At 69.0% G+C, this 25,504-nt stretch carries 23 protein-coding genes and 6 tRNA genes; 25 read left to right on the top strand and 4 right to left on the bottom strand.

The window, feature by feature from the left end; translation table 11 throughout:
* Nucleotides 1-371: 371 nt before the first annotated feature.
* Together OWM54_RS08915 and OWM54_RS08910 are read left to right on the top strand one after the other, a co-directional pair.
* On the top strand, nucleotides 372-1,589 hold the full coding sequence (locus OWM54_RS08915; RefSeq protein WP_267697198.1) for a metallopeptidase family protein: 1,218 nt from the start codon (nucleotides 372-374) through the stop codon (nucleotides 1,587-1,589).
* Between the two features lie 5 nt (nucleotides 1,590-1,594).
* Nucleotides 1,595-2,782: a class I SAM-dependent rRNA methyltransferase gene (locus OWM54_RS08910; RefSeq protein WP_223750596.1), complete on the top strand. Its 1,188-nt coding sequence runs from the start codon at nucleotides 1,595-1,597 to the stop codon at nucleotides 2,780-2,782.
* Between the two features lie 32 nt (nucleotides 2,783-2,814).
* Here OWM54_RS08910 and OWM54_RS08905 read toward each other — a convergent pair whose 3' ends face one another.
* Both OWM54_RS08905 and OWM54_RS08900 read right to left on the bottom strand, forming a co-directional pair.
* Entirely contained in the window at nucleotides 2,815-3,312 is a 498-nt protein-coding gene (locus tag OWM54_RS08905; RefSeq protein WP_194869545.1) for a caib/baif family protein, read from the bottom strand.
* Between the two features lie 29 nt (nucleotides 3,313-3,341).
* Nucleotides 3,342-3,905, bottom strand: coding sequence for a hypothetical protein (locus OWM54_RS08900; RefSeq protein WP_370640422.1), 564 nt, complete (start codon nucleotides 3,903-3,905; stop codon nucleotides 3,342-3,344).
* A 34-nt stretch (nucleotides 3,906-3,939) separates the two neighbouring features.
* Here OWM54_RS08900 and OWM54_RS08895 point away from each other — a divergent pair, with 34 nt between their 5' ends.
* From OWM54_RS08895 to OWM54_RS08880, 4 genes are all read left to right on the top strand, one after another.
* Nucleotides 3,940-6,015: an ATP-dependent helicase gene (locus tag OWM54_RS08895; RefSeq protein WP_267697197.1), complete on the top strand. Its 2,076-nt coding sequence runs from the start codon at nucleotides 3,940-3,942 to the stop codon at nucleotides 6,013-6,015.
* A gap of 181 nt (nucleotides 6,016-6,196) precedes the next feature.
* Nucleotides 6,197-6,643 (top strand): 50S ribosomal protein L13, encoded by a 447-nt coding sequence (rplM, locus tag OWM54_RS08890; RefSeq protein ID WP_141326090.1) that lies wholly within the window; start codon nucleotides 6,197-6,199, stop codon nucleotides 6,641-6,643.
* Nucleotides 6,644-6,657: 14 nt separating this feature from the next.
* A complete protein-coding gene (gene rpsI, locus OWM54_RS08885) occupies nucleotides 6,658-7,059 on the top strand; it encodes a 30S ribosomal protein S9 (protein ID WP_046712181.1) in 402 nt (133 codons plus the stop codon).
* A gap of 134 nt (nucleotides 7,060-7,193) precedes the next feature.
* Nucleotides 7,194-8,576, top strand: a complete 1,383-nt coding sequence (locus OWM54_RS08880; RefSeq protein ID WP_223750598.1) for a type IV pilus twitching motility protein PilT — start codon at nucleotides 7,194-7,196, stop codon at nucleotides 8,574-8,576.
* A 559-nt stretch (nucleotides 8,577-9,135) separates the two neighbouring features.
* Here the strand turns inward: OWM54_RS08880 and OWM54_RS08875 are convergent.
* A complete protein-coding gene (locus tag OWM54_RS08875; RefSeq protein WP_223750599.1) occupies nucleotides 9,136-9,873 on the bottom strand; it encodes a hypothetical protein in 738 nt (245 codons plus the stop codon).
* Nucleotides 9,874-9,907: 34 nt separating this feature from the next.
* On the opposite strand from OWM54_RS08875, the gene OWM54_RS08870 reads away from it, so the two are divergent.
* From OWM54_RS08870 to OWM54_RS08810, 13 genes are all read left to right on the top strand, one after another.
* Nucleotides 9,908-10,411, top strand: coding sequence for a regulatory protein RecX (locus OWM54_RS08870; RefSeq protein WP_267697196.1), 504 nt, complete (start codon nucleotides 9,908-9,910; stop codon nucleotides 10,409-10,411).
* Between the two features lie 10 nt (nucleotides 10,412-10,421).
* Nucleotides 10,422-11,198 carry an outer membrane protein assembly factor BamD gene (locus OWM54_RS08865; RefSeq protein WP_267697195.1) on the top strand — a complete coding sequence of 259 codons (777 nt, stop codon included), beginning with the start codon at nucleotides 10,422-10,424 and terminating at the stop codon, nucleotides 11,196-11,198.
* Between the two features lie 17 nt (nucleotides 11,199-11,215).
* Nucleotides 11,216-11,920 (top strand): hypothetical protein, encoded by a 705-nt coding sequence (locus tag OWM54_RS08860; RefSeq protein WP_223784949.1) that lies wholly within the window; start codon nucleotides 11,216-11,218, stop codon nucleotides 11,918-11,920.
* Nucleotides 11,921-11,962: 42 nt separating this feature from the next.
* Nucleotides 11,963-12,685, top strand: a complete 723-nt coding sequence (locus tag OWM54_RS08855) for a tetratricopeptide repeat protein (protein ID WP_046712186.1) — start codon at nucleotides 11,963-11,965, stop codon at nucleotides 12,683-12,685.
* Between the two features lie 5 nt (nucleotides 12,686-12,690).
* Nucleotides 12,691-13,626, top strand: coding sequence for a DUF4388 domain-containing protein (locus OWM54_RS08850; protein ID WP_141326091.1), 936 nt, complete (start codon nucleotides 12,691-12,693; stop codon nucleotides 13,624-13,626).
* A gap of 78 nt (nucleotides 13,627-13,704) precedes the next feature.
* Nucleotides 13,705-14,745, top strand: a complete 1,041-nt coding sequence (selD, locus tag OWM54_RS08845; RefSeq protein ID WP_267701108.1) for a selenide, water dikinase SelD — start codon at nucleotides 13,705-13,707, stop codon at nucleotides 14,743-14,745.
* A 61-nt stretch (nucleotides 14,746-14,806) separates the two neighbouring features.
* On the top strand, nucleotides 14,807-15,616 hold the full coding sequence (locus tag OWM54_RS08840; RefSeq protein WP_141326083.1) for an N-acetylmuramoyl-L-alanine amidase family protein: 810 nt from the start codon (nucleotides 14,807-14,809) through the stop codon (nucleotides 15,614-15,616).
* A gap of 87 nt (nucleotides 15,617-15,703) precedes the next feature.
* The gene (gene rph, locus OWM54_RS08835; protein ID WP_267697194.1) at nucleotides 15,704-16,417 is read left to right on the top strand and encodes a ribonuclease PH; all 714 of its coding nucleotides are present in this window, start codon (nucleotides 15,704-15,706) and stop codon (nucleotides 16,415-16,417) included.
* A complete protein-coding gene (locus tag OWM54_RS08830; protein WP_267697193.1) occupies nucleotides 16,414-17,019 on the top strand; it encodes an XTP/dITP diphosphatase in 606 nt (201 codons plus the stop codon). Before rph ends, OWM54_RS08830 begins: the two co-directional genes overlap by 4 nt.
* Nucleotides 17,020-17,089: 70 nt before the next feature.
* A tRNA-Pro gene (locus OWM54_RS08825) sits at nucleotides 17,090-17,163 on the top strand.
* 39 nt (nucleotides 17,164-17,202) lie between these two features.
* Nucleotides 17,203-17,279: transfer RNA gene (locus tag OWM54_RS08820), tRNA-Arg, on the top strand.
* A 91-nt stretch (nucleotides 17,280-17,370) separates the two neighbouring features.
* Nucleotides 17,371-17,444 (top strand) — tRNA-His (locus OWM54_RS08815).
* Nucleotides 17,445-17,469: 25 nt separating this feature from the next.
* Nucleotides 17,470-17,543, top strand: a tRNA-Arg gene (locus OWM54_RS08810).
* A gap of 113 nt (nucleotides 17,544-17,656) precedes the next feature.
* Here the strand turns inward: OWM54_RS08810 and bet are convergent.
* Complete coding sequence (gene bet / locus OWM54_RS08805; RefSeq protein ID WP_267697192.1) at nucleotides 17,657-18,751, bottom strand: phage recombination protein Bet; 1,095 nt, start codon at nucleotides 18,749-18,751, stop codon at nucleotides 17,657-17,659.
* 381 nt (nucleotides 18,752-19,132) lie between these two features.
* Here bet and OWM54_RS08800 point away from each other — a divergent pair.
* The 6 genes from OWM54_RS08800 (at nucleotide 19,133) to OWM54_RS08775 (ending at nucleotide 25,314) form a co-directional block, all read left to right on the top strand.
* Nucleotides 19,133-19,205, top strand: a tRNA-Lys gene (locus OWM54_RS08800).
* A gap of 116 nt (nucleotides 19,206-19,321) precedes the next feature.
* Nucleotides 19,322-19,403: transfer RNA gene (locus OWM54_RS08795), tRNA-Leu, on the top strand.
* A gap of 101 nt (nucleotides 19,404-19,504) precedes the next feature.
* A complete protein-coding gene (gene tig, locus OWM54_RS08790; protein ID WP_223750605.1) occupies nucleotides 19,505-20,782 on the top strand; it encodes a trigger factor in 1,278 nt (425 codons plus the stop codon).
* 53 nt (nucleotides 20,783-20,835) lie between these two features.
* The gene (gene clpP, locus OWM54_RS08785) at nucleotides 20,836-21,456 is read left to right on the top strand and encodes an ATP-dependent Clp endopeptidase proteolytic subunit ClpP (protein ID WP_046712192.1); all 621 of its coding nucleotides are present in this window, start codon (nucleotides 20,836-20,838) and stop codon (nucleotides 21,454-21,456) included.
* Between the two features lie 213 nt (nucleotides 21,457-21,669).
* On the top strand, nucleotides 21,670-22,953 hold the full coding sequence (gene clpX / locus OWM54_RS08780; protein ID WP_046712193.1) for an ATP-dependent Clp protease ATP-binding subunit ClpX: 1,284 nt from the start codon (nucleotides 21,670-21,672) through the stop codon (nucleotides 22,951-22,953).
* A 291-nt stretch (nucleotides 22,954-23,244) separates the two neighbouring features.
* Complete coding sequence (locus OWM54_RS08775) at nucleotides 23,245-25,314, top strand: prolyl oligopeptidase family serine peptidase (protein WP_267697191.1); 2,070 nt, start codon at nucleotides 23,245-23,247, stop codon at nucleotides 25,312-25,314.
* Nucleotides 25,315-25,504: the final 190 nt, after the last annotated feature.

Genomic DNA, 25,504 nt, shown 5'->3' with positions numbered 1-25,504 from the left:
CGAGCCCATTCATCAGCGAGTGGCGGGCGCGGGATGTGGAGGCCCGAATCCAGAGGCTGATGAGTCGCCAACGTGATGAACCCGAGGAGGGGAGCGCCGCCGACATCCCGCGACGGGCACTCAAGGTGAGGGCCAGACGCAGCGGCGCATGGGGCATCACCCTGGTGTCCCGAGGCGTGCAGCGACGCCGCATGAACCCGAGGCAGGAAGCGCCGCCGACATCCCGCGACGGGCACTTGAGGTGAGGGCCAGACGCAGCGGCTCATGGGGCGTCACCCTGGTGCCTGCGGGAGGGAGCGCCGCCGCCCGCCGAGCGAGCATGCACGTCCCTGCTTCCCGGCCCCTGGGGTGATGCCGTAGCGTGGCGGCCCATGTCGCGGCGCGGTCTGCTCGCCCTCTGCCTCCTCCTCACCGCCTGCAAGCGGAACGCCTCGGCCCCGGAGACGGGAGACGCCGGAACGCCCGAGGTGTCGGCGGTGAAGGCCTCCCCAGCCAGTGCCGCGCCCTCGGACGAGCCCCGCGACACGCCGCGCCCGGTGCAGCCGCTCGCGGTCTGCCAGGCCCGGGGCGGCTCTCCGCTGGACGCGGCGCGCGGCTACTACGACTCGGGACGCTTCGAGGAGGCGCTGTCCTGCGCGGCGCAGGCGGCGGCCCTGGAGCCGGACCTGGCCTCGGCCCACGCCGAGCGCGGCGTCGCGCTGGCCGCCCTGGGGCGCGAGTCGGACGCGCAACTCGCCTTCGCCCGGGCGCTCGCCATCGACCCCGGGGACGCGGACGCGCTGCTCGGCGCGGCCCACCTGTACGCGGTGCAGATGACCTCCACGCGCGAGCGCGACGAGTTGGGCACGCTCTACGCCGAGCGCGGCCTGTCCCAGCCCGGCACGCCCCCGGAGCTCATCCCGCACCTGGCGCTGGTGTCGGCCATGGCCTTCAACGACCTGGGCCAGGCGGAGGAGGCCCTCGCCCGAGCCGCCATCGTCCTGGCGCGAGAGCCGGGCAGCCGAGAGGCCCTCTACGAGCGGGCCCTGGCCCTCTTCGAGCTGTGCCGCTTCTCCGAGGCGAAGCGCGCCTTCCAGGGCCTGGTCGACGACGCGGAGCGCGCCGCGCACGCGCACCAGCACCTGGGCCTGTTGCTGGAGCGGGAAGGGAAGTGGAAGCAGGCGCAGACGCACTTCGACAAGGCGCGAGCGCTGGCTCCCGACGACTTCCCGGCGCCGCCTCTGCCCACCGAGGACACCTTCCGCGTGGACGTGGCCCGCGCCGTCTCCGAGCTGCCCGCGGACATGCGCAGTGACCTGGAGGGCATCCCCGTCACCGCGGAGGAGCTGCCCGCCGAGGTGGACCTGCTCGCCAACCAGCCGCCCCTGTCGCCCACGATTCTCGGCCTGTTCCGGGGGCCGCCCCTGGGCGCGCCCTGCGACGGAGTGGAGTCACCGTGCCGCTCGGTGGTGCTCTACCGGCGCAACCTGGCCCGGGCGGTGCGCACCCCGGCGGAGCTGCGCGAACAGATTCGCGTGACATTGCTCCACGAAATCGGGCATCTGCGCGGGGAGGACGATGAGGAACTGGCCGCGCGCGGCCTGGAGTGACGCGAATGGCCATCCCCCCGACGCTTCCCGTTGCACGTACTACTCCCAAGGGCGCGAAGTCCCTGCGCGCGGGAAACCCCTGGCTGTACCGCACCGAGCTGGCCGCCCCGCCCGACGTGACGGGCCCCGGCGCGGTGGTGATGGTGGTGGACTCCCAGGGCAACCCCATCGGCCAGGCCCTCTACGCGCGGCGCTCCCCGCTGGCGCTGCGCCTGCTGACGCGCACGCCCCCGCGCGAGCTGCAGGTGAACGACGCCTTCTTCCGCAAGCGCCTGGAGGCCGCGCTCGCGCGCAGGTCCTCGCTGTCCAAGCGTGACGGCCTGCGCCTGGTGCACGGCGAGGCGGACCTGCTGCCGGGCCTCTTCGTGGACCGCTACGGCAAGGGCCTCACCCTCCAGACGCTCTCCGAGGGCATGGACGCGCGCAAGGAGTCGCTGGCGAAGATGCTGGTGGAGCTCACCGGCGCCACCCACGTGGTGTGCCGCGACGACGCCTCCGGCCGCGACTTCGAGGGCCTGCCGCGCGAGACGCGCTTGCTGCACGGCCAGGGCGAGTCGCGCTTCACGTACCACGAGGGCGACAACCGCTTCGACGTGGACCTGATGGGCGACATGAAGACGGGCGCGTTCCTGGACCAGGTGGACAACCACCTGCGCGCCGGAGAGCTGGCGCGCGGCGAGGCGCTGGACCTGTTCAGCTACCACGGCGGCTTCGCGCTCTCCCTGGCCCGCAGCTGCACGTCCGTCATCGCGGTGGAGCAGGACGAGAAGGCCGCCGCGCGCATCGGCGACAACGCCCGCGCCAACAACCGGACCAACGTCACCGTGGAGCACGCGAACGCCTTCGACGTGCTCAAGCGCTTCGACTCGCAGAGCCGCCGCTTCGACTTCATCGTGCTGGACCCGCCGGGGCTCGCCAAGCGCCGCGAGGGCCTGGAGACCGCGCTGCGCGCGTACCACGAGCTGAACCTGCGCGCGCTGCGGTGCCTGAAGCCGGACGGTGTGCTCGTCACCTGCTCGTGCTCGGGCAAGCTGGACCGCGCGGGCTTCGAGGAGATGCTGCTGGGCGCCGCCGCGGACGCGAAGCGCCCGGTGCAGATTCTCGAGCGCCGGGGCGCGGGCCTGGACCACCCCGTGCTCGCGGGCCTGCCGGAGACGGAGTACCTCAAGGCGCTCTACGTCCGGGCGCTCTGACGCGGGCCGGGCCGGACCCGCGAGGAGGGGCCCTACGGCAGCCCCAGCTCCTTGCGCAGCTTGCCCACGACCTTGAAGTACTCGGTCCGGGGGAAGGGGACGTTGAGGATGTGGAAGTCCTTCTTCGCCAGGCCCACGCACCCGAAGCAGTAGTTGCAGTCCTGCAGGTTGCGGCACATCACCAGGTAGGCGCTGGTGGTGCAGTTCTCGCTCTGCAGGCAGTAGGCGCACGCATGACAGCTCTTGCACTCCACGCAGTGCGAGCAGTTGTTGCACAGCTCGCACCGGGTGCAGTGCGTGCACTGGAAGCAGCTGTCGCAGTCCTTGCAGAACATGCAGTTGGCGCAGCGCTGACAGCCCTCGCACGCGTAGGAGCCCGGGTTGCCCGGGTCCGACGCGTAGCTCTTGGTGAGCTTCTGGAGCTGGTCCAGGAACTCCCTCTTGCCGAGCGAGGCCACGACCTCCCGCGCCGCCTTCTCCGCGGCGAGCAGGTCTCCTGCTTCGGACCGCGTACCTTTCTCCTTCACCACCCGGGACACTCCTTGCCCATTGTCGGACTTCACTGAAGCCGGGCCAGCCCGGCCAGGTCGATTCCTCGCGCCACCCGCCGCACCTCCACCGTGCCCGGAAAGCCCCGGCTGGTGACGGCCACCACGAAGCGATCTCCCACCAACAGGTTCGCCTCCGCCAGCGCCTCCTCCGCGTCGTACCTCACGAAGCCCACCGCGTCCTTCCAGTGGATGGGCGCCGCCGGGTCGCTCGCCGGCCGGTCCTTGGCCCGCTCGGCCGCGTCCCGGATGGCCTGCCCAATCTTCTGCCCCATCGTGGTGTCCACGATGCGCACCTTCACCTCGCGGCCCTCACCTCGGGTGAACAGCCGCTCGGCCTCCGACACGGACACCTCGCCGTACTTGCCGGTGGAGCCCTGGGTGCGCGCGACGGTGAAGCCCTCCAGCTCCTCCGGCAGGAACGGTGCCAGCGTCTTGAAGTACACGCAGGGCGCACTGGCGGCGGGGATGGAGGCCGTCACCTCGTCGGAGGTGCCCTCCGCTTTCGTGCACCCGACACCCGGGGCGAGCGCGAGCAGGAGGAGGGTGAGGCCTGGGAGAAAGTTGTCGCGCACGGCCGAATCAAAAGGTATCCCCGCCCCGCGCGCAATGGACCTCTCGAAGCTCAATCCTCCTCAGCGCGAGGCCGTGGTCACCCTCCAGGGGCCCTTGCTGGTCCTCGCGGGTGCTGGGAGCGGGAAGACCCGCGTCATCACCCACCGCATCGTCCACCTGCTCAACGAGCGGCCAGACCACATCCTGGCTCGCAACATCCTGGCCGTCACCTTCACCAACAAGGCGGCCTCGGAGATGAAGGAGCGCCTGGTCCACATGGCCGGGCCCCGCGCCCAGGGCGTGCTCGTGTGCACCTTCCACGCCTTCGGCGCGGAGATGCTCCGCGAGGACATCCACCGGCTGGGTTGGCCCAGGAAGTTCGCCATCGCGGACATGGGCGACCAACTGGCCATCATCCGCCGCGCCATGCGCGAGCACCGCATCGACGACCGCGCCTTCGACGCGCGCAAGGTGCTGGGGCTCATCTCCAAGGCGAAGAACTCCGGCCAGGCGCCCGAGCCCAAGCCCGAGGGCATCGGCGACGACTACGACCTCATCACCCACATGGTCTACCCGGACTACCAGCTGGCGCTGAAGGCGCAGGGCTCGGTGGACTTCGACGACCTGCTCATCCTCCCCACGCGCCTCTTGCGCGAGCACTCGGACCTGTACCTCAAGTACACGCACCGCTTCCGCTACCTGCTGGTGGACGAGTTCCAGGACACCAACCTGGCCCAGCTGGAGCTGCTCAAGCTGATGGCGGGGCAGTCCAAGAACGTGTGCGCGGTGGGGGACGACGACCAGTGCATCTACTCGTGGCGCGGCGCGGAGGTGCGCAACATCCTCCACTTCGACCACTTCTTCCCGGGAGGGAAGGAGGTGCGCCTGGAGCAGAACTACCGCTCCGTGCAGATGGTGCTGGACGCGGCCAACGCCGTCATCGCCAAGAACCCCGAGCGCAAGGCCAAGCAGATGTGGACCGACCGCAAGGGGGGCCCCAAGGTGAAGGTGGTGGCGTGTCCCAATGACGAGGAGGAGGCCCGCTTCGTCGCGCACGAAATCCAGAAGCACATCTCGCTGGGCGTGCCCGCGGACGACATCGCGGTGCTCTACCGGACCAACGGCCAGTCGCACCCCATCGAGGAGATGCTGCGCGAGAAGAACATCGCCTACGAGGTGGTGGGCGGCAGCGAGTTCTTCGACCGGCGCGAGGTGAAGGACGTCATCGCGTACTTCAAGGTCATCGTGAACCGGCTGGATGAAATCTCGCTCATGCGAATCATCAACGTCCCGTCGCGCGGCATCGGCGACGTGACGGTGGAGCGGCTGCACGCGCACTCGCGCGCGGAGGGCGTCACGCTGTGGACGGTGATGCGCAAGGCGTCCGAGTACGACGATCTGCCCCCGGGCGCGGGCGCCAAGGTGCACGAGTTCGTGGACCTCATCGAGCGCTACCGCGCGGCGTACGAGCACGGGCAGCTGGCCGTGGCCACGCGCAAGCTCCTGGAGGAGATCGGCTTCCGGGACGCCACGCGCGCGCACGCCACCAGCGCCACCAGCGCGGACAAGAAGCTCAAGGGCGTGGACGGCGTCATCGACTCCCTGGAGCGCTTCGAGAAGCGCGAGGGCCCCAAGGCCAGCCTGCTCACCTACCTGAACCGGCTGAGCCTGGACAACAAGCAGGAGGACGACGAGGAAGTCCCGGGCAGCAACCGCCGCGTCACCCTGATGACCATCCACTCCTCCAAGGGCCTGGAGTACCGGCTCGTCTTCTTCATCGGGATGGAGGAGGACCTGATGCCCCACGGCGGCATGCAGGGCGAGGCCCAGAACCTCGAGGAGGAGCGCCGGCTCTGCTACGTGGGCATCACCCGCGCCAAGGAGCTGCTCTACCTCACCCGCGCCGTCACCCGCGTGAAGCGCGGCAAGGAGGTCCCCCGGACCCCCTCCCGCTTCCTGGAGGACCTGCCCGAGGACGTCATCGAGCACGTCACGCCTGATGCGCCGCGTCAGGGTCCGCCGACGACGGAAGAGAAGAACTTCTTCGCCAACCTCAAGGAGCGCTTCAAGAAGCCCCAGCCAGGGACTCCAGGGGGTGGGGGCGTGCCTCCTGGGGGTAGGGCGGGGTAGGAAAAGAGCCTTCCGTGGCTCAGGGGCCCCCGCCAACCTTGACTTGATCCTCCATGACCGCTAGGAGGGTCGGCCTTTCCGGGCCTCTGCGGATGTTTCGTGGAGGACCTGTGGTTGGTTCCGCACGAGATGCGGTCCCCGGCATGCACCTGGCGACCGCGAGAAGTCTGGAGTGCACGAAATGTCGCAGAAGACCTACAGCGCGAAGGCTGGGGACATCAAGCGCCAGTGGCACGTCATCGACGTGTCCGACAAGGTGCTGGGCCGCGCGGCGAGCCAGATTGCCACCTTGCTCAAGGGCAAGCACAAGGCCATCTACACGCCGTCCATCGACACGGGCGACCACGTCATCGTCATCAACGCCGACAAGGTGAAGGTGACGGGGACGAAGGAGAAGGACAAGATGTACTACCGGCACCCGCACGCGGGTTTCCCGGGCGCCCTGAAGATCACCAACCTGGAGAAGCTCCGCCAGCGCCACCCCGAGGACATCATCATCAACGCGGTCCGCCGCATGCTGCCCCGCAACGCGCTGGGTCGGCAGATGATGACGAAGCTGAAGGTCTACGCGGGTGATACCCACCCCCACGCCGCCCAGAAGCCGGCTGCGTACTCGGTTGAGGCGTAAGGGAGACAACGTCCATGCCCATCCACCAAGAGCTCGGTTTCTACGCCACCGGCCGCCGCAAGGAGGCCACCGCTCGCGTCTGGCTGCGTCCCGGCACGGGTCAGGTCACCATCAACGGTCGTGAGATCAACGACTACTTCGGTCGCGAGACCTCGAAGATGGTGCTCAACCAGCCCCTCGAGATCCTCGAGCAGAAGGGGAAGCTCGACGTCACCGTGAACGTTCGCGGCGGCGGTCTCTCCGGCCAGGCCGGCGCCATCCGTCACGGCATCGCCCGCGCCCTGTGCGCCTTCAACCCGGAGTTCCGTCCGGCGCTGAAGAAGGCCGGCTTCCTCACGCGTGATGCCCGCGCGGTCGAGCGCAAGAAGTACGGTCAGCCGGGCGCGCGTCGCCGGTTCCAGTTCTCCAAGCGCTAACCGTTCAGGTTGGTCGCTCGCTGTCCTCCGCGGCGGAGGCTCTCTCACGAGGGTCTCCGCCGTGGTGTTTTCGGGGACTCACTCCACGGTGTGTCGCGCGGGCGCGGGAGCGTCTGCTACCATCCGCGACGCCCATGGAACTCAATGAGATCCTCCAGATCGCCCTGCGCGGCGGTGCCTCCGACATTCATCTCAAGGCCGGTCTGCCGCCCATGTTCCGGGTGGATGGCTCGTTGGTGCCGTTGAAGGACGGCCGTCGTCTTCCGCCCGAGGAGGTGGCGCGGATGGCGTTCGGCATCATGAACGAGTTCCAGAAGGAGAAGTTCAAGGCGAGCAACGAGGTGGACCTGGCGTACGGAGTCCCGGGCCTGGGCCGCTTCCGCGTGAATGTCTTCCAGCAGCGCGGCACCGTGGGCGCGGTGCTGCGAGTCATCCCGTTCAAGGTGATGACGATGCAGGACCTGCTGTTGCCGCAGGTGCTGGCGAAGATTTGTGGCGAGGAGCGCGGTCTCATCCTGGTGACGGGCACGACGGGCTCCGGCAAGTCGACCACGTTGGCGGCGATGATCGACCACATCAACTCCAACGAGACCAGCCACATCATGACGATTGAGGACCCCATCGAGTTCCTCATTCGCGACAAGCGCTCCATCGTGAACCAGCGCGAGGTGGGCGTGGACACGATGAGCTTCGCGCAGGCGCTCAAGAGCGCGCTGCGGCAGGACCCGGACGTCATCCTCGTGGGCGAGATGCGAGACCACGAGACCATCGAGACGGCGCTGCACGCGGCGGAGACGGGCCACCTGGTCATGTCCACGCTGCACACGCTGGACGCGACGGAGACGGTCAACCGCATCGTCTCCGCCTTCCCCCCGCACCAGCAGAAGCAGGTGCGCATCCAGCTGGCCTCGGTGCTCAAGGGCGTGGTCAGCCAGCGACTGGTGCCGCGCGCGGACGGCAAGGGCCGCGTGGCCGCGGTGGAGGTGCTGCGCGTCACCGCGCGCGTGCGCGAGCTCATCGAGGACAAGGACCGCACGAAGGAGATCCACGACGCGATCGCGCAGGGCACGGACTCCTACGGGATGCAGACCTTCGACCAGTCGCTGATGAGCCTGGTGCGCCAGGGGCTGGTCACCTACGACGAGGCCCACCGTCAGGCGTCCAACCCGGACGACTTCGCGCTGCGCTTCTCCGGCATCAGCGGCACGTCCGATTCCAAGTGGGACAGCTTCGACGCGAAGCCGGGCGAGGCCCGTCCGATTCCGGGCTCGGCCGCCTTCGCGCAGAAGGGCGCGCCCGTGGGCGCGGCACAGCCTCCCGCCGCGCCTCCCACGCCGGCGCCAGTCCAGGTCGCGCGTCCCGCCACGCCCGCGGCGCCGAACGTCGCGCGTCCGCCCGCACCCGCGCAGGCCATGCGCCCGGCCGCGCCTCCGCCGGCGGCCCGTCCTCCCGCTCCAGCCCCCGCGCCCGCTCCGGCGGCGGGTGGGGATGACGACTTCCAGATCGAACGCTTCTGAGTCGAAGGGGCACCGTGGGTCGAGACCGCCGCGCGCGGTCTGGCCTCGGTGCTCCGTTTGATGCCAGTGAGTGGCGCGAGGCCGCGAACGCTTGGCCTCGGTGCTTCGTTTGATGCCACTGAGTGGCGGCGAGGCCGCGAACGCTTGGCCTCGGTGCTTCGTTTGATGCCACTGAGTGGCGCGAGGCCGCGAACGCCCGGCCTCGGTGCTTCGTTTGATGCCACTGAGTGGCGGCGAGGCCGCGAACGCCCGGCCTCGGTGCTTCCCCGAAGCGTTGAGGGGCCATGAGAGCGGGTCGCCGCGAACGGCCCAGCCCCGGTGCTCTGCCTCGTCTGTCGGGAGATCCCCGTGAGGCGAGACGGCTCCGTGCCGTCGCCCACCTGTGTGACGCGACCTGCGAGAGGGGGCGCGTCTCGCTCAGCGGGCTGCGTCCAGGGACATCGCTCAGGCTCGTGACGGGGAAGGGGAGTCATCCTCCCGTCCATCCGATTCGCACGACCTGGCATCAGCCACTTCGAGCGGCGGGCCGCGAGGGCCCACCGCCGCGTCACAGGGGGGACTACGCGTCTTCCTCGCCCAGCATGGCCCTCAGGCGCGACAGGCGCAGCGGGCCCATGAGGCCCTCCTTCGCCAGCGCCTGGAGCAGGTGGGCGGTGGCGTGCACCTTCTCCTCCTGCTCCTCCTCGGGCTTGTCGGCGACCTGCGCGTCCAGCAGGGCCTCGATGTGCTCGGGGTTGATGGGCGCGGGGCCCTCCGCCCAGGCGATGTCGAACAGCGCCCTCGCCATGACCTCGCGCACCTTGCGCTCGGCGTCGTCCTTCGAGGCCTTCACGAAGCCGACGAACAGCGCGTCCACCGCCTCCTTCGTCAGCGCGGCCAGCGCGGGCACCTCGCCCAGGGACTCCTTCACGTACTCGCGGTCGAAGCTGTCCACGTCCTGCTCGTAGCCGAACGCCTCCTCTAGGAGGATGGAGGCGATGAACGCGTCCGTCTCCTCCTCGCTCGCGCCCTCCTCGGCCAGCGCCTCACGCGCCTTCTTCGTGGCCTCGGTCAGCTCCGCGTCTTCCTGAATCGCGCGCGCCGACGCGTGCGCCGCCAGCAGCACGAGCGCCGCCTGGGCGTCCGAGGACAGGACGCGGCCACCCACGTCCATCAGGATGGCGGCCTGGCGCGGGTGCGCCTTGGCGGCCTCGGCGAAGAACTGCTCCTCCGGGTCGAGGGCGCCCCCCGCCTGCTGCTTGCGGAGCGTCTCCTTCGCGACATCGGCGGTGAGGTAGCGGGCAAGGACTGGATGCATGCCGCGCCTGTTACCACATGCTACGTATCCCGCCATGCTCCCGGAGGATGAAGGCCCCGAGGCCGTCCAGCGCGCCACGGATGCGGGACTCAAGCTGCTGGGCATCCGCGCCCGCACGCGCCAGGAACTGCTCCAGGCCCTGGAGAAGAAGGGCTTCGCCCCCTCCGTCCGCGACGCCGCGCTCGCCCGCCTCCAGGGCTGGGGCTACCTGGACGACACCCGCTTCGGAGAAGCGCGCGCTGCCTCCCTCCTGCGCGCCGGAAAGGGCCCCGCCTCCGTCCTCCAGAAGCTGCAAGGCCACGGCCTGTCCGAGGACGCGGCCCAGGGCGCGCTGGCGTCCGCCACGGACGCGGTGGACTTCGACGCCGTCGCCGCCGCGCGCGCCGTCCTGGAGAAGCGGGGGCTGGCGGCCCGGCCGCTCGACGAGAAGGCCTGGGCCCGCGCCGCGCGGCTGTTGTCCGGGCGGGGATTCTCCGAGGACGTCATCCAGCAACTGCTCGGCGAACCTTCACTGGACCCCTCGGGGCCGGACGAATAGCGTGCCGCCGATGCGTTCCGTCGTCGCCTTCCTGACCGTCGTCCTCTTGTTCGCCTCGGGTTGCTCCACCCTCTCCGGCTCCCAGGGGGGAGACCCCGACTACGCCGCCGACGCGGAGGAGAACCTCCGGCTCGGCAGCGAGGCGCTCGAGAACAAGGACTTCTTCAAGTCCCAGAAGTACTTCGAGTACGTCCGGGTCAAGTACCCGTACCAGGAGGCCGCCCGCGAGGCGGAGCTGCGCCTGGCCGACCTGGACTTCGCCCGCGAGGCCTTCGCCGAGGCCCGGGACCAGTACCAGGCCTTCATCAAGCTCCACCCCACGCACGCCAAGGTCGACTACGCCGCGTTCCGCTCGGCGCTCACCCACGTGGAGGACTACCCGTCCGACTTCTTCGCGCTGCCGCCCTCCAAGGAGAAGGACCAGGGCGAGATTCGCGCCGCGCTCTCCACCATGGAGGAGTTCCTCCGCCAGTATCCGGATTCGCAGTACGCCCCCGAGGCGAAGCAGCACGCGAATGACGCACGCAAGCGCCTGGCCGAGCACGAGCTGTACGTGGCCCGCTTCTACACGAAGCGCGAGCGCTGGAAGGCGGTGGCCCAGCGCCTGGAGTCGCTGCTCACGAAGTACCCCGGCACGCCGTACGAGGAGGAGGCCCTCTTCGACCTGCACGAGGCCTACGTGAAGCTCAACGACCCCAAGCGCGCCGAGGAGACCCTGCGCCAGGTGCTGCGCCGCCTGCCGGGGACGCCCGCCGCCCAGAAGGCCCAGCAGATGCTGGGCACGTGAGGTCCCCGGCAGGCCGCGTGAGGTCCACCGAGGAGTGGAGCCGGCTGGGGGGCCTGGTCATCGCCGGACTGGCGGTGCTCGCCGCCTGCGCGGTGCTCATCCCCCGGCTCCTGGGCTTCGCCGCGGGCCCCGAGGCGGAGATCATCACCGCCCTGAAGCACACCGAGGCCTATGGGTTTTCCTTGCCCATCCCCCTCGCGGACGCGCCCCTGGTCTCCCAGGAGCTCCACTTCGCCCGCATCACCGTGACGGTGGAGCCCGGAGGCCAGCGCGCCGAGGCCCACGCCACGCTCGACTTCAACGGCACCCTGGGCCCCACCCGCGTGGGCACCGCGGGCGTGGAGAAGGTGCCCTTCGTGCGACGCGGGGGCGACTGGGTGCCGGAGAAGAACACCTCCCCCCGACTGGTGGCCGTCGTCACCGCACTGGAGGCGCGGCGCCGCGCGCTGGAGGCCGCGGACGCGGAAGGCCTGGCTCGGCTCTCTGTTCCGGGGAATCCCGGAGTGGGGGGCGCCGAGTGGGACGAACTGAAGATGTTGCGAGGACGCGTGTATCGGGCGGAGGCGTGGTACATCCGGTTGGAGCGGGAGCAAGCAGTGGTGACGGAGCACTGGCGGTTGCAGGGCTCCCTCCCGTCGAGGCCGGTGGACACCCGGGGCCAACGGTCGCTGTCGCTCACGCTTCACGGTGATGAATTCTTGTTTTCGCCCGGGCTCATGTAGGCTAGCCGCGTCGGAGGCAGGGCCCGAGGACGGGCCGGAGTCATGGAAGAGCCCCTCAAGCAGCTACTGACCCTCGGGCGCGGCTACTTCGAGAAGAAGCAGTACGCCCAGGCCGAGCAGTACCTCGCGAAGATCGTCGAGCAGAATCCGACGTTCGCGGACGTGTTCAACATGCTCGGCATCATCTACCACGACCAGGGCCAGTTCGCCCGGGCCCAGCGGGCGTTCGAGTCCGCGCTGAACCTGAATCCGGCGTACACCGAAGCGGCGCTCAATCTCGCGGTCATCTACAACGACATGGGCAAGTACGCCGAGGCGAAGGAGGTCTACCAGGCCGCCTTGTCCCGGCAGAAGACGGGCCCCGGGGAGCTGGACCCCTACGTCGAGAAGAAGATCGCCAACATGTACGGCGAGATTGGCGACGTGTTCGCCTCGAGCGGCGCATGGCAGCGCGCCATCGAGGAGTACCGGCGCGCGCTGGGCCTGTGCCCGCAGTTCGTGGACATCCGCCTGAAGCTGGGCAATGCCCTGCGTGACGCGGGGGACAACGCGGCGGCCATCGCCGAGTACGAACAGGTCATCGCGCAGAACCCGTCCTACATCCCCGGCCGTATCCAGTACGGGGTGGCGCTGTATTCCGCCGGGCGCAGGGCGGAGGCGGTGCAGGTGTGGGAGGACGTGCTGGCGCGCAGCCCCGACAACAAGAGCGCGCAGATGTACCTCAACCTGGTGAAGGACCCCGGCAAGGTGGAGCAGGCGGGTTGATGACCATGGATATCTCGAAGACCTATGCCCTGAAGTTCATCTCCGGGAAGTACCAGGGCGGAGAGTTCCCCCTGAAGGCGGAGAAGCAGATCGTCATCGGCCGCTCCAGCGAGCTGGACATGGTGCTCGTGGAGGACATGGTCTCGCGCAAGCACGCGAAGATCAGCTTCTCCAACGGGAAGATCACCATCGAGGACCTGGGCTCCACCAATGGCACCTTCGTCAACGGCGAGAAGGTGAAGCAGGCGGGGCTCAAGGAGGGGGACCGCATCCTCATCGGCACCTCCATCCTCAAGCTCGTGCACCAGGGCGCCGACGGCGCCAACGTGGACGAGAGCACGGCCAAGCTGAAGCTGGAGGAGGCCGCCGCCGCCCAGGCCGCGCGGACCACCACCAAGGGCAGCTCCATGACGGGGAAGATTGAAGAAATCCCCCTGCCGGACCTGCTCCAGCTCTTCCACACCTCCAAGAAGAACGGCGTGCTGGTGGTCAACAGCACGCAAGAGGGGAAGATCTACCTGCGCCAGGGCCGCGTGTACTACGCGGTCATCAACGAGAACCACAACCTGGGGCCGCAGAAGAGCTTCAACCGCATCATCACCTGGGAGTCGGGTGACTTCGAGCTGCGGCCGGCGGACAGCCAGGAGTTCATGGTGGAGCTGGACTCGTCCACCGAGGCGCTGCTGATGGACGCGCTCCGTCAGCTCGACGAGCTCAAGCGGCTGCAGCCGAGCCTGCCGCCCCCGGAGGCCATGCTCCAGCTGTCGGTGCCGCTGGTGCCGCCGCTCAAGGAGCTGACGCCGGAGCTGCTGGACGTGCTCCAGCTGGTGCTCAACCAGGGCACGCTGGCGGGGGTGCTGGACCGGGCGGACGCGGATGACGTCGTCACCGCCGAGGGCCTGGTGCACCTGCTCAAGCGCGAGTACGTCCGCATCATCTAGGTCGCACACGAAGCCCGCTCTCCTCGTGGGAGGGCGGGCTCCATCTGAAGGGATGTCGCCGTGGCGGACGCGAAGTCGGTGAAGCGCCTGCGCCTCACCGAGCTGAGTCACTGCGCGGGTTGCGCGGCGAAGCTGCGGGCCGGGGACCTGGCCCAACTGCTGGGAGGGCTCAAGTCCTCCCGCCCCCCGCAAGCGCTGGTGGGCTTCAACACGAATGACGACGCGGCCGTCTACCGCCTCTCGCCCGGCCTCGCCGTGGTGGAGACGGTGGACTTCTTCCCGCCCGTGGTGGACGACCCGTTCCAGTTCGGCGCCATCGCCGCGGCGAACGCGATGTCGGACATCTGGGCCATGGGGGCGAAGCCGCTGTTCGCGCTCAACCTCGTCGGCTTCCCGGACGAGCTGCCCAAGTCCGTGCTGGCGCGCATCCTCGAGGGCGGCCAGTCCAAGGTGGAGGAGGCGGGCATCCCCATCCTCGGCGGCCACAGCATTCGAGACCCCGAGCCGAAGTACGGCCTGGCCGTCACCGGCGTGGTGCACCCCAAGAAGGTGCTCACCAACGCGGGCGCGAAGCCGGGGGACCTGCTGCTGCTCACCAAGCCCCTGGGGACGGGCATCGCCACCACCGCCATCAAGCGGGGCGTGGCCTCCAAGCAGCTGCAGAAGAACGTCATCGGCGTGATGACCACGCTCAACCGCGCCCCGGGCGAGGTCTTCGCCTCGGGCCGGTTCAAGGTGAACGCCCTGACGGACGTGACGGGCTACGGCCTGTTGGGCCACCTGCTGGAGATGATGACGGCCGCGAAGACGCGCGCGGCGCTGGATTTGGAGCGCGTGCCGCTCATCGCCGAGGTGCCCTCGCTGGCCGAGGCGGGCGTGGTGCCGGGCGGGACGAAGTCGAACCTGGAGCACGTGCAGAAGAAGGTCCGCTTCCCCAAGGGGCTCCCCGAGGCCATCCAGTGGGTGCTCGCGGACGCGCAGACCAATGGCGGATTGTTGGCCTGCGTGCCGGCGAAGGACGCGGTCAAGGCGCTCAGGGCCCTGGACAGGGCTGGGGTGGACGCGGCGCTGCTGGGCGAGGTCCGCGCGGGCCGTCCGGGCATCGACGTCATCGGCTGAACCGGCCGCCGGGCGGGGATTTCGCGCCCGGGGTGGGGCTCCGCTAGCATCCCGCTCCGGCATGACGTCGTCCTCCCGCCTACTGCTGCTCCTCCTCGCATGCATCTGCTGGGTTCCCGTCACGGCGGGAGCCGGCGAGCGCCCCGCGCGCATCGTCATCGACCCGGGCCACGGCGGCGTGAAGGAAGGCGCCAAGGGGCCCGGCGCGCTGCGCGAGAAGGAGGTGGCGCTGCAGATTGCCCACCGCCTGCGCTCCAGGCTGGAGGCGGCCGGCGGCGAGGTGTACCTGACGCGCGAGCGCGACGCGCTGGTGAGCCTCACCGAGCGCGTGGAGATGACGAACGACCACGGCGCCGACCTCTTCATCTCCATCCACGCCAACTCCATGCCCACGCCCCGCATGAGGGCACGCACCGAGGGCGTGGAGACGTACTTCCTGTCCGCCAGCGCCTCGGGTGAGGCGGCGCTCGCGGTGGCGGACCGGGAGAACTCGGAGGCGCCCATGTCGCGGGCGGCGCGCGGCGACTCGACGCTGGCGCTCATCCTCGATGACCTGGTGCGCACGGAGGCGCACTCGGACTCGTCCCGGCTGGCCTACGCCATCCACCCCCGGCTCGTGGCGCGCACGCGGGCGGCGGACCGGGGCGTGCAGCAGGCGCCCTTCTTCGTGCTCTCCGGCGTGGAGTGCCCGGCGGTGCTCGTGGAGGTGGGCTACATCTCCCATCCCGAGGAGGGCCTGAAGCTGGGGCGGGCGGACTACCAGGAGAAGCTGGCCGAGGCCATCAGCGAGGGCGTGCTCGCCTTCCTGAAGGACACGCGGCGCAGGGACGCGGCCCGGCCGGCCCAGGTGGCGGGCTCGCAGACGCCCTGAGTGGACACCGGGCCGACTCGGACGACACGCGGGCCACGCGGCTCTGGTAGAGAAGGGACGCGCTCATTCCCTACCCAGGAGCTCGCCGTGCGTTCCTTCCAACGTGGTGCACTGGACCTTCGCCCCGTCATCCTCACCCCCGGAGTGTCCCGCTACGCGGAAGGCTCCGTGCAGGTGGAGTTCGGCAACACCAAGGTGCTCATCACCTGCTCCACCGAGGAGCGCGTGCCCCCGCACCTGATGGGGAAGGGGACCGGCTGGGTGACGGCCGAGTACGGCATGCTCCCGCGCGCCACGCACACGCGAAACCAGCGCGAGGCGGCCAAGGGCAAGCAGACCGGCCGCACCATGGAGATCCAGCGCCTCATCGGCCGCTCCCTGCGCGCGGCGGTGGACCTGTCCACGCTGGGCCCGCGCACCCTTACGCTGGATTGTGACGTGCTCCAGGCGGACGGCGGCACGCGCACGGCGTCGATTACGGGCGCGTACGTGGCGGTGGTGCTCGCGCTGCGCTCGCTGCAGAAGCAGGGCACGCTCACCAAGCAGCCCAAGCTGACCCCCATGGCCGCGGTGTCCGTGGGCGTGGTCAACGGGGAGGTGCGCGTGGACCTGGACTACGAGGAGGACTCCAAGGCGGACGTGGACCTCAACATCGTGGCCACGGGAGACGGGCGCATGGTGGAGGTGCAGGGCACCGCCGAGCACCAGCTGTTCGACCGCAAGACGCTGGACGCGATGCTCGACGGGGGACTTGCCGCCATCCATCAGCTCGTGGCCGCGCAGGCGAAGGTGCTCGAATGAGCACGCCCTCGCCGAAGCTGCTCTTCGCCACCACCAACAAGGGGAAGCTGCGCGAGCTGCGCCAGCTGGTGGGGGACTCGGTGGAGGTGGTGTCGCTCGCGGACCTGCCGCCGGTGCCGGAGCCGGAGGAGGACGGCGACACCTTCGAGGCCAACGCGGTGAAGAAGGCGGTGGAGTACGCGCGGGTCACGGGCCTGCCGGCGCTCGCGGATGACTCGGGGTTGTGCGTCGACGCGCTCGACGGCCAGCCCGGGGTGCTGTCCGCCCGCTACGCGCCCGGCGACGACAAGGCCCGCTACGAGAAGCTCCTCTCGGAGCTGCGCGGCGTGCCCGACGAGAAGCGCACGGCGTCGTTCCGCTGCGCGCTGGCGCTGGCGTGGCCGGATGGGCGCACGCACGTGGAGGAGGGGCGGTGCGAGGGGCGGATCGGCCACGCGCCGAAAGGTGAGCACGGCTTCGGGTACGACCCGGTCTTCATCCTTCTGGACAGTGGCCGGTCGCTCGCGGAGCTCACCGCCGAGGAGAAGTCCGGCATCTCCCACCGGGGCGCGGCCTTCCGGAAGATGAAGCCGAAGCTGCTCTCGCTCGCCGCGCGTGCGTGAATGGCGAGGTCAGGCACGTGGGCCTTGCGCGTCCGTCCGCGATGGTTCAACAATGCCGGACTCTACTTTTCGGGGCGTAGCGCAGCCTGGTAGCGCACCTGCCTTGGGCGCAGGGGGTCGGAGGTTCGAATCCTCTCGCCCCGATTTTTTGAGTAGCGAAGGAAGCAGTCCTCCGGCCAGCGAGCTCCAGTAGCTCAGCTGGATAGAGCACCGACCTTCTAAGTCGGGGGTCGCAGGTTCGAGTCCTGCCTGGGGCGCCAATCTGGCCGGTGTGTCGTGTCATTTGGGCCTTGAACTGGCCCGGCTTTCCACGGTAGGGAAGCCCCCGCTTCAAACGCCGTAGCGGTAACGGCGGCCATAGCTCAACTGGTTAGAGCGCTGGACTGTGACTCCAGAGGTTGCCGGTTCGACCCCGGTTGGCCGCCCACCTTCTTCCCCTGTTCGTAGGTTGCGCTCGTAGCTCAACTGGATAGAGCACTGGGCTTCGAACCCAGGGGTTGGGGGTTCAAGTCCCTCCGAGCGCGCTCTTCTCCTCTTCCGCAGGCCCCCCGGACTCCTTCATGGGAATCCCGAGCGGCGCCGCGAAGAGGGCCCCCGCCGGAAGACGTCCGACGGAGGCAGTCCTCACTTCAGCGCATCAGGCGTGGGACGCGCCGTTGCTCTTGTCCGCCGTGGACGGGACGCGGCAGCGCAGCTCCGTCTCCGCCTCCAGCGCGAGCAGGTTCTCCCGCATCGCCTTGGCCCAGCGCGCGCGGGGTTGCTCCATCAGCTTCTCGTTCGCCAGCTCGATGGTCTCGCTGAGCTCCTCGTCCGAGAGCTCCGAGGCCGTCTTGCCCTTGTACGGACCGAACGCCACCAGCACGGCGCTCGCCTTCGGACGCGTGGGCGCCACGGTGGGCTCCACGTCCTCCTTCGCCGCCTCCACTTCCTTCGCGGGGAGCGGCGCTAGCGGGAGATCCACGTCCAGCTTCGCGGGGACCGCCTTCTCCTCCTTCGCGGGCGCGGTGGCCAGCGGGGTGGGGAAGGACGCCTTCACCGGGCCCGTCCTGGCGCCCAGCACCTCGTAGGCGCCGCCCGCGGGGACGGGCTCGGGGTGGGCCGAGGCCGAATCGAAGTCCTCCGCCGGCATCTCCTCCCGGACGTACAGTCCGCCGAAGGCCTCCGGGTACGCCTTGCGCAGGGCCGCCACCCGGGCGCACTTCTCGATCATCGTCGTGGGAATCTTGGCCCACAGCGGCGTCTGCTGGACGTAGCCGCTGAAGTCCAGCCACACCACCACGGGCAGCTTCCCGTCGCGCACCACCCGCGACCAGGCGCCCACCAGCGCGCCCTTGCGCTTGGCCGGGTTGAAGCGGTGCACCACCTCGCCTCGACCCTGGTCCACCACGATGTCGTCCTCGGCGAACACGGCGCTCGCCTGGATGCCCTTGAAGTCCGGGAAGCGCTCCGCGCGGGCGAGCATCCCGGCCTCGGAGGGCTGGAACTCGTACTTCGTCACCCAGTTGGGGCGCTCCCGGTTGCCGATGTTCTGCCTCCGCGCGACGCAGAAGGCTTCCTTGAGCAGCGGATCCAACCCGCTGCGCTTGCACTGCTCGATGAAGAGGGCGAACTCGTCCTCGCTGATGCCCCGGGGGCAGATGGTGCGCCGAATCAACTCCATGCGCTCCCGGCTCCAGCCGCCGAGCGCCGAGCCGGTGTCTTCCACCTTGGGGGGGATGTTGGCTTCCGTCACTGTCGTCTCCTGCATACGTCCTGCGCGAAAAGGGCGGACGACCTCCGTCCGCCCGCCTGTGCCTCGGCGGTTCACGTGCTCAGAGTCCCGGAATGGGGGCGCGTGCGAGCCCCGTGTCTCCGAGCACTCCGGACACACGGGTCGCCGTGGCCACGTTCAACAGTGGGCCCGTGGCTCTGTTTCATTCGGAATCCGGCCGTCCCCGGCGCCAGCCCGTCCAGCGGGCGGCGTGGCGTCCCATCCCGGACTGCGCGTCCTCGTGGGAGATGCCGTGCGTGGGGAATGCAGGGGAGACGAAAATACTTTTGACAGCGCGGGCGGCCTTCTGTAATTACCGCCGCCACTTGGACGTCACGCAGCCGACGGGCCAAGCGCAGTGCCGGGAGCGTAGCTCAATTGGCAGAGCAATGGACTCTTAATCCATAGGTTGTGGGTTCGATTCCCTCCGCTCTCATACGGGGTCTCTCCAGCGATGGAGAGACCCCGTTTGTTTTTCCGCAGCACGCATCCGTCGGGTGACGCGCGGCGGACGTTTCGCGGTATGTACGGCACAAGGCACGCGGCGCATCCGGGCGGGTGGCGAAACTGGTAGACGCACCAGACTTAGGATCTGGTACCGCAAGGTGTGAGGGTTCGAGTCCCTCCTCGCCCATTTCGCGTTGACCCGTTCGTGCCTATCCCCTAAAGGCGCACGTCCCACTTAACCGGCGCCGCTCGGGACGACTGTCCGAGAAGGCGGCGAGCGAGGCCCGTATGAAGGTCCAGGTCGAAGAGCTCTCTCCCATCGAGAAGAAGCTCTCCATCGAGGTCGAGTCCGCCCGCGTGGCGGAAGAGCTGAACCGCGCTTACTCCAGGCTTGGCCAGCAGGTGCGGTTGCCCGGCTTCCGACAGGGCAAGGTCCCCCGCCGCATCCTCGAGCAGCGCTTCAAGGACCAGGTCGAGGACGAGGTCATCCAGCGCGTGGTGCAGACGGCCTACCTGGACGCGGTGCGCGAGCACAACGTGGAGGTGGTGGCGAGCCCGCAGGTGACCAACCAGGGTCTCAAGGCCAACGCTCCCTTCAGCTTCGAGGCCCGGGTGGAGGTCAAGCCCAAGGTCGAGGCGAAGGAGTACGCGGAGCTGCCGCTGACCAAGGCGGACACCGCCGTCACCGACGAGCAGATCGACGAGCAGCTCGGCCGCATGCGCCAGTCGCTGAGCCGGCTGGAGCCCGTGACGGACCGCGACTCGGCGGCCTCCGGTGACTACGCGACGGTGGACTACGACGCCACCGTGGACGGCCAGCCGTTCGCCGGCAGCAAGGCCGAGGGCATCACCGTCCAGGTGCAGCCCGGTGAGCTGGTCGAGTCGAAGATCGCCGCGCTCGAGGGCGTGAAGGTGGGCGAGTCCAAGGACATCGACTACGCCTTCCCCGCCGACTACCGGGTGGAGGAGGTGCGGGGGAAGACGGGCCGCTTCCACGTCACCCTCAAGGAGCTCAAGAAGGAGATCTCCCCCGAGCTCAACGACGACCTGGCGAAGGAGACGGGCATCGCGCAGACGCTCGAGGAGCTGCGCGGCAAGCTGCGCGCCGACATGGAGCGCGCGCGCCGTTCGCAAGCGGACAACGACGACCGCGAGGCGGTGATGAAGGGCCTCGTGGAGCGCAATCCCTTCGAGGTCCCCCGCGCCATGGTGGAGCGCGCCATGGACTCCATGCTCCGCGGCGCCCTGCAGCAGCTGCAGCGCTCGGGCGTGGACCCCAGCCGTCTGAACCTGGACTTCAACCGCCTGCGCGAGGAGATGCGCGAGAAGGCGACCCAGGAGGTGAAGGGGACGCTGCTGCTGGAGTCCATCGCCCTCAAGGAGGGCATCCAGGCGAGCGACGCGGACGTGGACGCGCGCATCGAGCAGCTCGCGGTGGAGGCGGGCCAGCCCGTGGAGGCCGTGAAGCGCTACTTCAAGGGCGCGGACGAGCGGCTCGGGTTGTCTCTGCGACTGCGCGAGGAAAAGACGATTGAATTCCTGAAGGGCCGGGCGAAGTATTCCTGACCTGAGGTTCGTCTTCGTCGAGCCGTCCCTTCGAGTCTCCTCCCGAGGTCGCCATGCCCTTCATGCCCGTTCCCTACGTCATCGAGCAGACGCACCGCGGTGAGCGCTCGTACGACATCTACAGCCGGCTCCTGAAGGACCGCATCATCATGCTGGGCACGGAAATCGACGATGACGTGGCCAACGTCATCGTCGCCCAGCTGCTGTTCCTCGAGTCCGAGGACCCGGACAAGGACATCAACATCTACATCAACTCGCCGGGCGGCTCCGTCACGGCGGGCATGGCCATCTACGACACGATGCAGTACGTCAAGCCGCCGGTCTCCACCATCTGCGTGGGGCAGGCGGCGTCGATGGGGGCCGTGCTGCTGCTCGCCGGGACGAAGGGCAAGCGCTACGCCCTGCCGTCCAGCCGCATCATGATCCACCAGCCGCTGGGTGGGGTGCGGGGCCAGGCGACGGACATCGAGATCCAGGCCCGGGAAATCCTCCGGATGAAGGCCAAGCTCAACGAGCTCATCGTCAAGCACACCGGGCAGTCCATCGAGCGCGTGGAGAAGGACACCGACCGCGACTACTTCATGGGCGCCACGGAGGCGAAGGCCTACGGAATCGTGGATGAAATCCAGAACCCCCGCAAGGTGGTGGGCCTGGGCAAGGACGAGAAGAAGTAGACGTTTGCCGGGGCTCGACGCCTCGGCCGGTGGCCGGAGCCGCGGGAATTCGCCCCCGCGCCTCCGGCTTTCTGCTTTCTGCGCCGACCCACTCCCCCTGTTAAGTACAGGGAAGGCGCGTGGACGTCCCTGATGGGGGCTGACTAGATTGGCCTGGAGCCGAGGCGGGTGGCGCTCGGGGCGGGCGGCTTTACAGGCGCAGCGAGGGATTTCATGGCGGGCAAGAACGTGGAGAAGCGAGACAACCAGACCCTCTGCTGCTCCTTCTGCGGCAAGTCGCAGAAGGAGGTGAAGAAGCTCATCGCGGGGCCGACGGTCTACATCTGCGACGAGTGCATCGGGCTGTGCAACGACATCATCGCGGAGGAGATCGACCGCGAGGAGACCAAGGACACCAAGCTTCGCATCCCGCGGCCCTCCGAAATCAAGGCCGTGCTCGACGAGTACGTCATCGGCCAGGAGCGCGCGAAGAAGACGCTGTCGGTGGCCGTGCACAACCACTACAAGCGCATCGAGTCCAAGGTCGCGCTCGAGGACGTGGAACTGCAGAAGAGCAACATCCTCCTGCTCGGCCCGACGGGCAGCGGCAAGACGCTGCTCGCGCAGACGCTGGCGCGCATCCTCAACGTCCCCTTCACCATCGCGGACGCCACGTGCCTCACCGAGGCCGGCTACGTGGGCGAGGACGTGGAGAACATCATCGTCAACCTGCTGCAGGCCGCCGACCACGACATCGAGCGGGCCCAGCGCGGCATCGTCTACATCGACGAAATCGACAAGATCGCCCGCAAGTCGGAGAACCCCTCCATCACCCGCGACGTCAGCGGCGAGGGCGTGCAGCAGGCGCTCCTGAAGATCATCGAAGGTACGGTGGCCAACGTTCCGCCCAAGGGGGGCCGCAAGCACCCGCAGCAGGAGTTCCTGCAGGTGGACACCACCAACATCCTGTTCATCTGCGGCGGCGCGTTCGGCGGCCTGGATCAGGTCATCGAGCGGCGCCTGGGCGGCCGCAGCCTGGGCTTCGGCGCGGACATCCAGTCGAAGAAGCAGCGCAACCTGTCGGAGCTGCTCAAGCACGTGGAGCCGGAGGACCTGCTCAAGTTCGGCATGATTCCGGAGTTCATCGGCCGCCTGCCCATCATCACCGCGCTGGAGGAGCTGGATGAGCCCGCGCTCATCAACATCCTCAACCAGCCGAAGAACGCGCTCACCAAGCAGTACAAGAAGCTCTTCGAGCTGGACGGCGTGGCGCTGAAGTTCACCGACGGCGCGCTCAAGGCCATCGCCAGCGAGGCCATCCGCCGCAAGGCGGGCGCCCGCGGCCTGCGCTCCATCCTCGAGTCGGCCATGCTGGACGTGATGTACGAAATCCCGTCCCGCAAGACGGTCCGCGAGGTGCTCATCTCCGAGGAGGTCATCCTCAAGAAGAGCGAGCCCGTCGTGCTCCACGCCGCGGCGGAGAAGGAGCCCGCCGAGCCGAAGAAGGAATCCGCGTAAGTCGCGGACTCTGACGGGCCGCCCTCCGGTGTGGGCGGCCCCTGGGATGTGACGGAGCGCGTCAAGGGCCCTGCAACGGCTCCGACGCGCTCCTCGCGTTCAGGGCGGGCGGGGTGGCGCCGGCCTGTCGCCCACGGTTTTTGTGGGACGGGCGGGGGCGTTTCTGTATGTGCTGGCTCCATGAGACAGCTCCCCGTGCCTGCCTTGTTGATGCTCGTTGCCTGTGCTGGCTCGACGCCGGCGAAACGGGAGGTGCCCGTGGAGGCGCCGGCCCAGGAGGAACACGCGCGCATGGCTTACCCGGCGACTCGGGTGGACGCGGTGGTGGACACGCTGCACGGGGTGCAGGTGCCGGACGCCTACCGCTGGCTGGAGGATGAGAAGGCGCCCGAGGTCCAGGCGTGGATGAAGGCGCAGGACGTGCTGACGCGCGAGGCGCTGGCGAAGTCGCCCGTGCGTGACGCGCTGGCGAAGCGCTTCCGCGAGCTGTTCTACGTGGACTCCATCTCCATGCCGGCGCGCCGCGCGGGCCGCTACTTCTACGTGCGCACGCACAAGGACAAGGAGAAGGCGGTCCTCTACTGGCGCGACGGCGAGAAGGGACAGGAGAAGGTGCTCCTGGACCCGAACGGCTGGAGCCAGGACGGCTCGGTGTCCCTGGGCACGTGGTCGCCGTCGTGGGACGGCAAGAAGCTGGTCTTCGCGCAGAAGCCCAACGCGGCCGACGAGGCCGTGCTGCACGTGGTGGACGTGGACTCGGGTGAGTGGTCCAAGGTGGACGTCATCGAGGGCGCCAAGTACGCGCAGCCCAAGTGGACGCCGGACGGCAAGGGCTTCTATTACGAGTGGCTGCCCACCGACCCCTCCATCCCCGTGGACGCGCGCCCGGGCTACACCAGCTTGCGCTTCCACAAGCTGGGCGACGCGCCCTCCAGGGACGCGGAGATCCACCCGCGCACCGGAGACCCGTCCACCTTCCTGCAGGGCGACCTGAGCCGGGACGGCCAGTTCCTGTTCGTCTCCATCCTGCGGGGCTGGATCGAAAACGACATCTACTGGAAGCGGCCGGGGGAGAAGGACTTCCGCCTGCTCGTGAAGGGCAAGGGCGCCAAGTACAACGTGCAGGCGTGGAAGGGCCGCTTCTACGTCACCACGGACGAGGGCGCCCCGCGCCAGCGCGTCTTCGAGGTGGACCCGGCGAAGCCCGCGCGCGCCCAGTGGAAGGAGATCGTCCCCGAGGACCCGGTGGCCGCGCTCCAGACGGTGAACATCGTCGGCGAGCACCTGGCGCTGGAGTACATGAAGGACGCGACGACCCTGGTGCGCGTGGCCACCCTGCAGGGCAAGCCCGTGCGCGAGGTGGCGCTGCCCGGCGTGGGCGCGGCCTCCAACCTGACGGGCCTGGAGGACCAGGACGAGGCGTACTTCGTCTTCACGTCCTTCACCACGCCCCGGCGCGTCTACAAGACGTCCGTGAAGACGGGGGAGTCCTCGCTGTGGGCGCAGGTGGAAGTGCCCATGGACCCGGCGGCCTACACGGTGGACCAGGTCTTCTACCCCTCCAAGGACGGCACCCGCGTGCCCATGTTCCTGGTGCACAAGAAGGGCCTGAAGCGCGACGGCACCGCGCCCACGCTGCTCTACGGGTACGGCGGCTTCAACGTGAACATGGAGGCCACCTTCCGCGGCAGCATCCTGCCCTGGCTGGACGCCGGCGGCGTCTACGCGGTGGCCAACCTGCGGGGTGGGGGCGAGTACGGCGCCGAGTGGCACGAGGCGGGCCGCATGGCGAAGAAGCAGAACGTCTTCGACGACTTCCACGCCGCCGCCGAGTACCTGGTCCGGGAGAAGTACACCCAGCCCAAGAAGCTGGCCATCCAGGGCGGCAGCAACGGCGGGCTCCTGGTGGGGGCGGCCATGACTCAGCGCCCGGAGCTGTACGGGGCGGTGGTGTGCCAGGTGCCCCTCCTGGACATGGTGCGCTACCACCTCTTCGGGAGCGGCCGGACGTGGATTCCCGAGTACGGGACGGCGGAGAAGCCCGAGGACTTCCAGGTGCTGCACGCCTACTCGCCCTACCACCACGTCAAGCCGGGCGTGGCCTACCCGGCGCTGCTCATGATGTCCGCGGACCACGATGACCGGGTGGACCCGATGCACGCTCGCAAGTTCGTGGCCGCGGTGCAGCAGGCGGCGGGCAACCAGGCCAAGGCGCTGCTGCGCATCGAAATGAACGCAGGACACAGTGGCGCGGACCAGGTGGCCAAGAGCATTGAATCCAGCGCGGACCTGTATGCGTTCCTTTTCGAGGCGTTGGAGGTTGGTGGGCTACAGGGTGGGGAGGCAGCGCAGGGTCGCTGACACAGGGAGGGGACGTCCGAGGAAGCTTCGGGTGTTCCCTTGATGGCAGCAGGTGGTTCCCCAATCTTGAGGCGGGGAACGGCGCCTGAAACCGACGTGTTATAGACGTGCTTCACCCCGGGTGTGCGCTCGCCGGACGAGCAACCGGGCAACTCTTCAGGGGCCTACCCTCCCGGTAGGCCAGCAGGTG

It is taken from the genome of Myxococcus sp. MISCRS1 (assembly GCF_026626605.1).
GTDB classification, from domain to species: domain Bacteria; phylum Myxococcota; class Myxococcia; order Myxococcales; family Myxococcaceae; genus Myxococcus; species Myxococcus fulvus.
The sequence above is the reverse complement of the archived record's forward strand: the minus strand, read 5'-3'. Positions and strand labels throughout refer to the sequence as shown.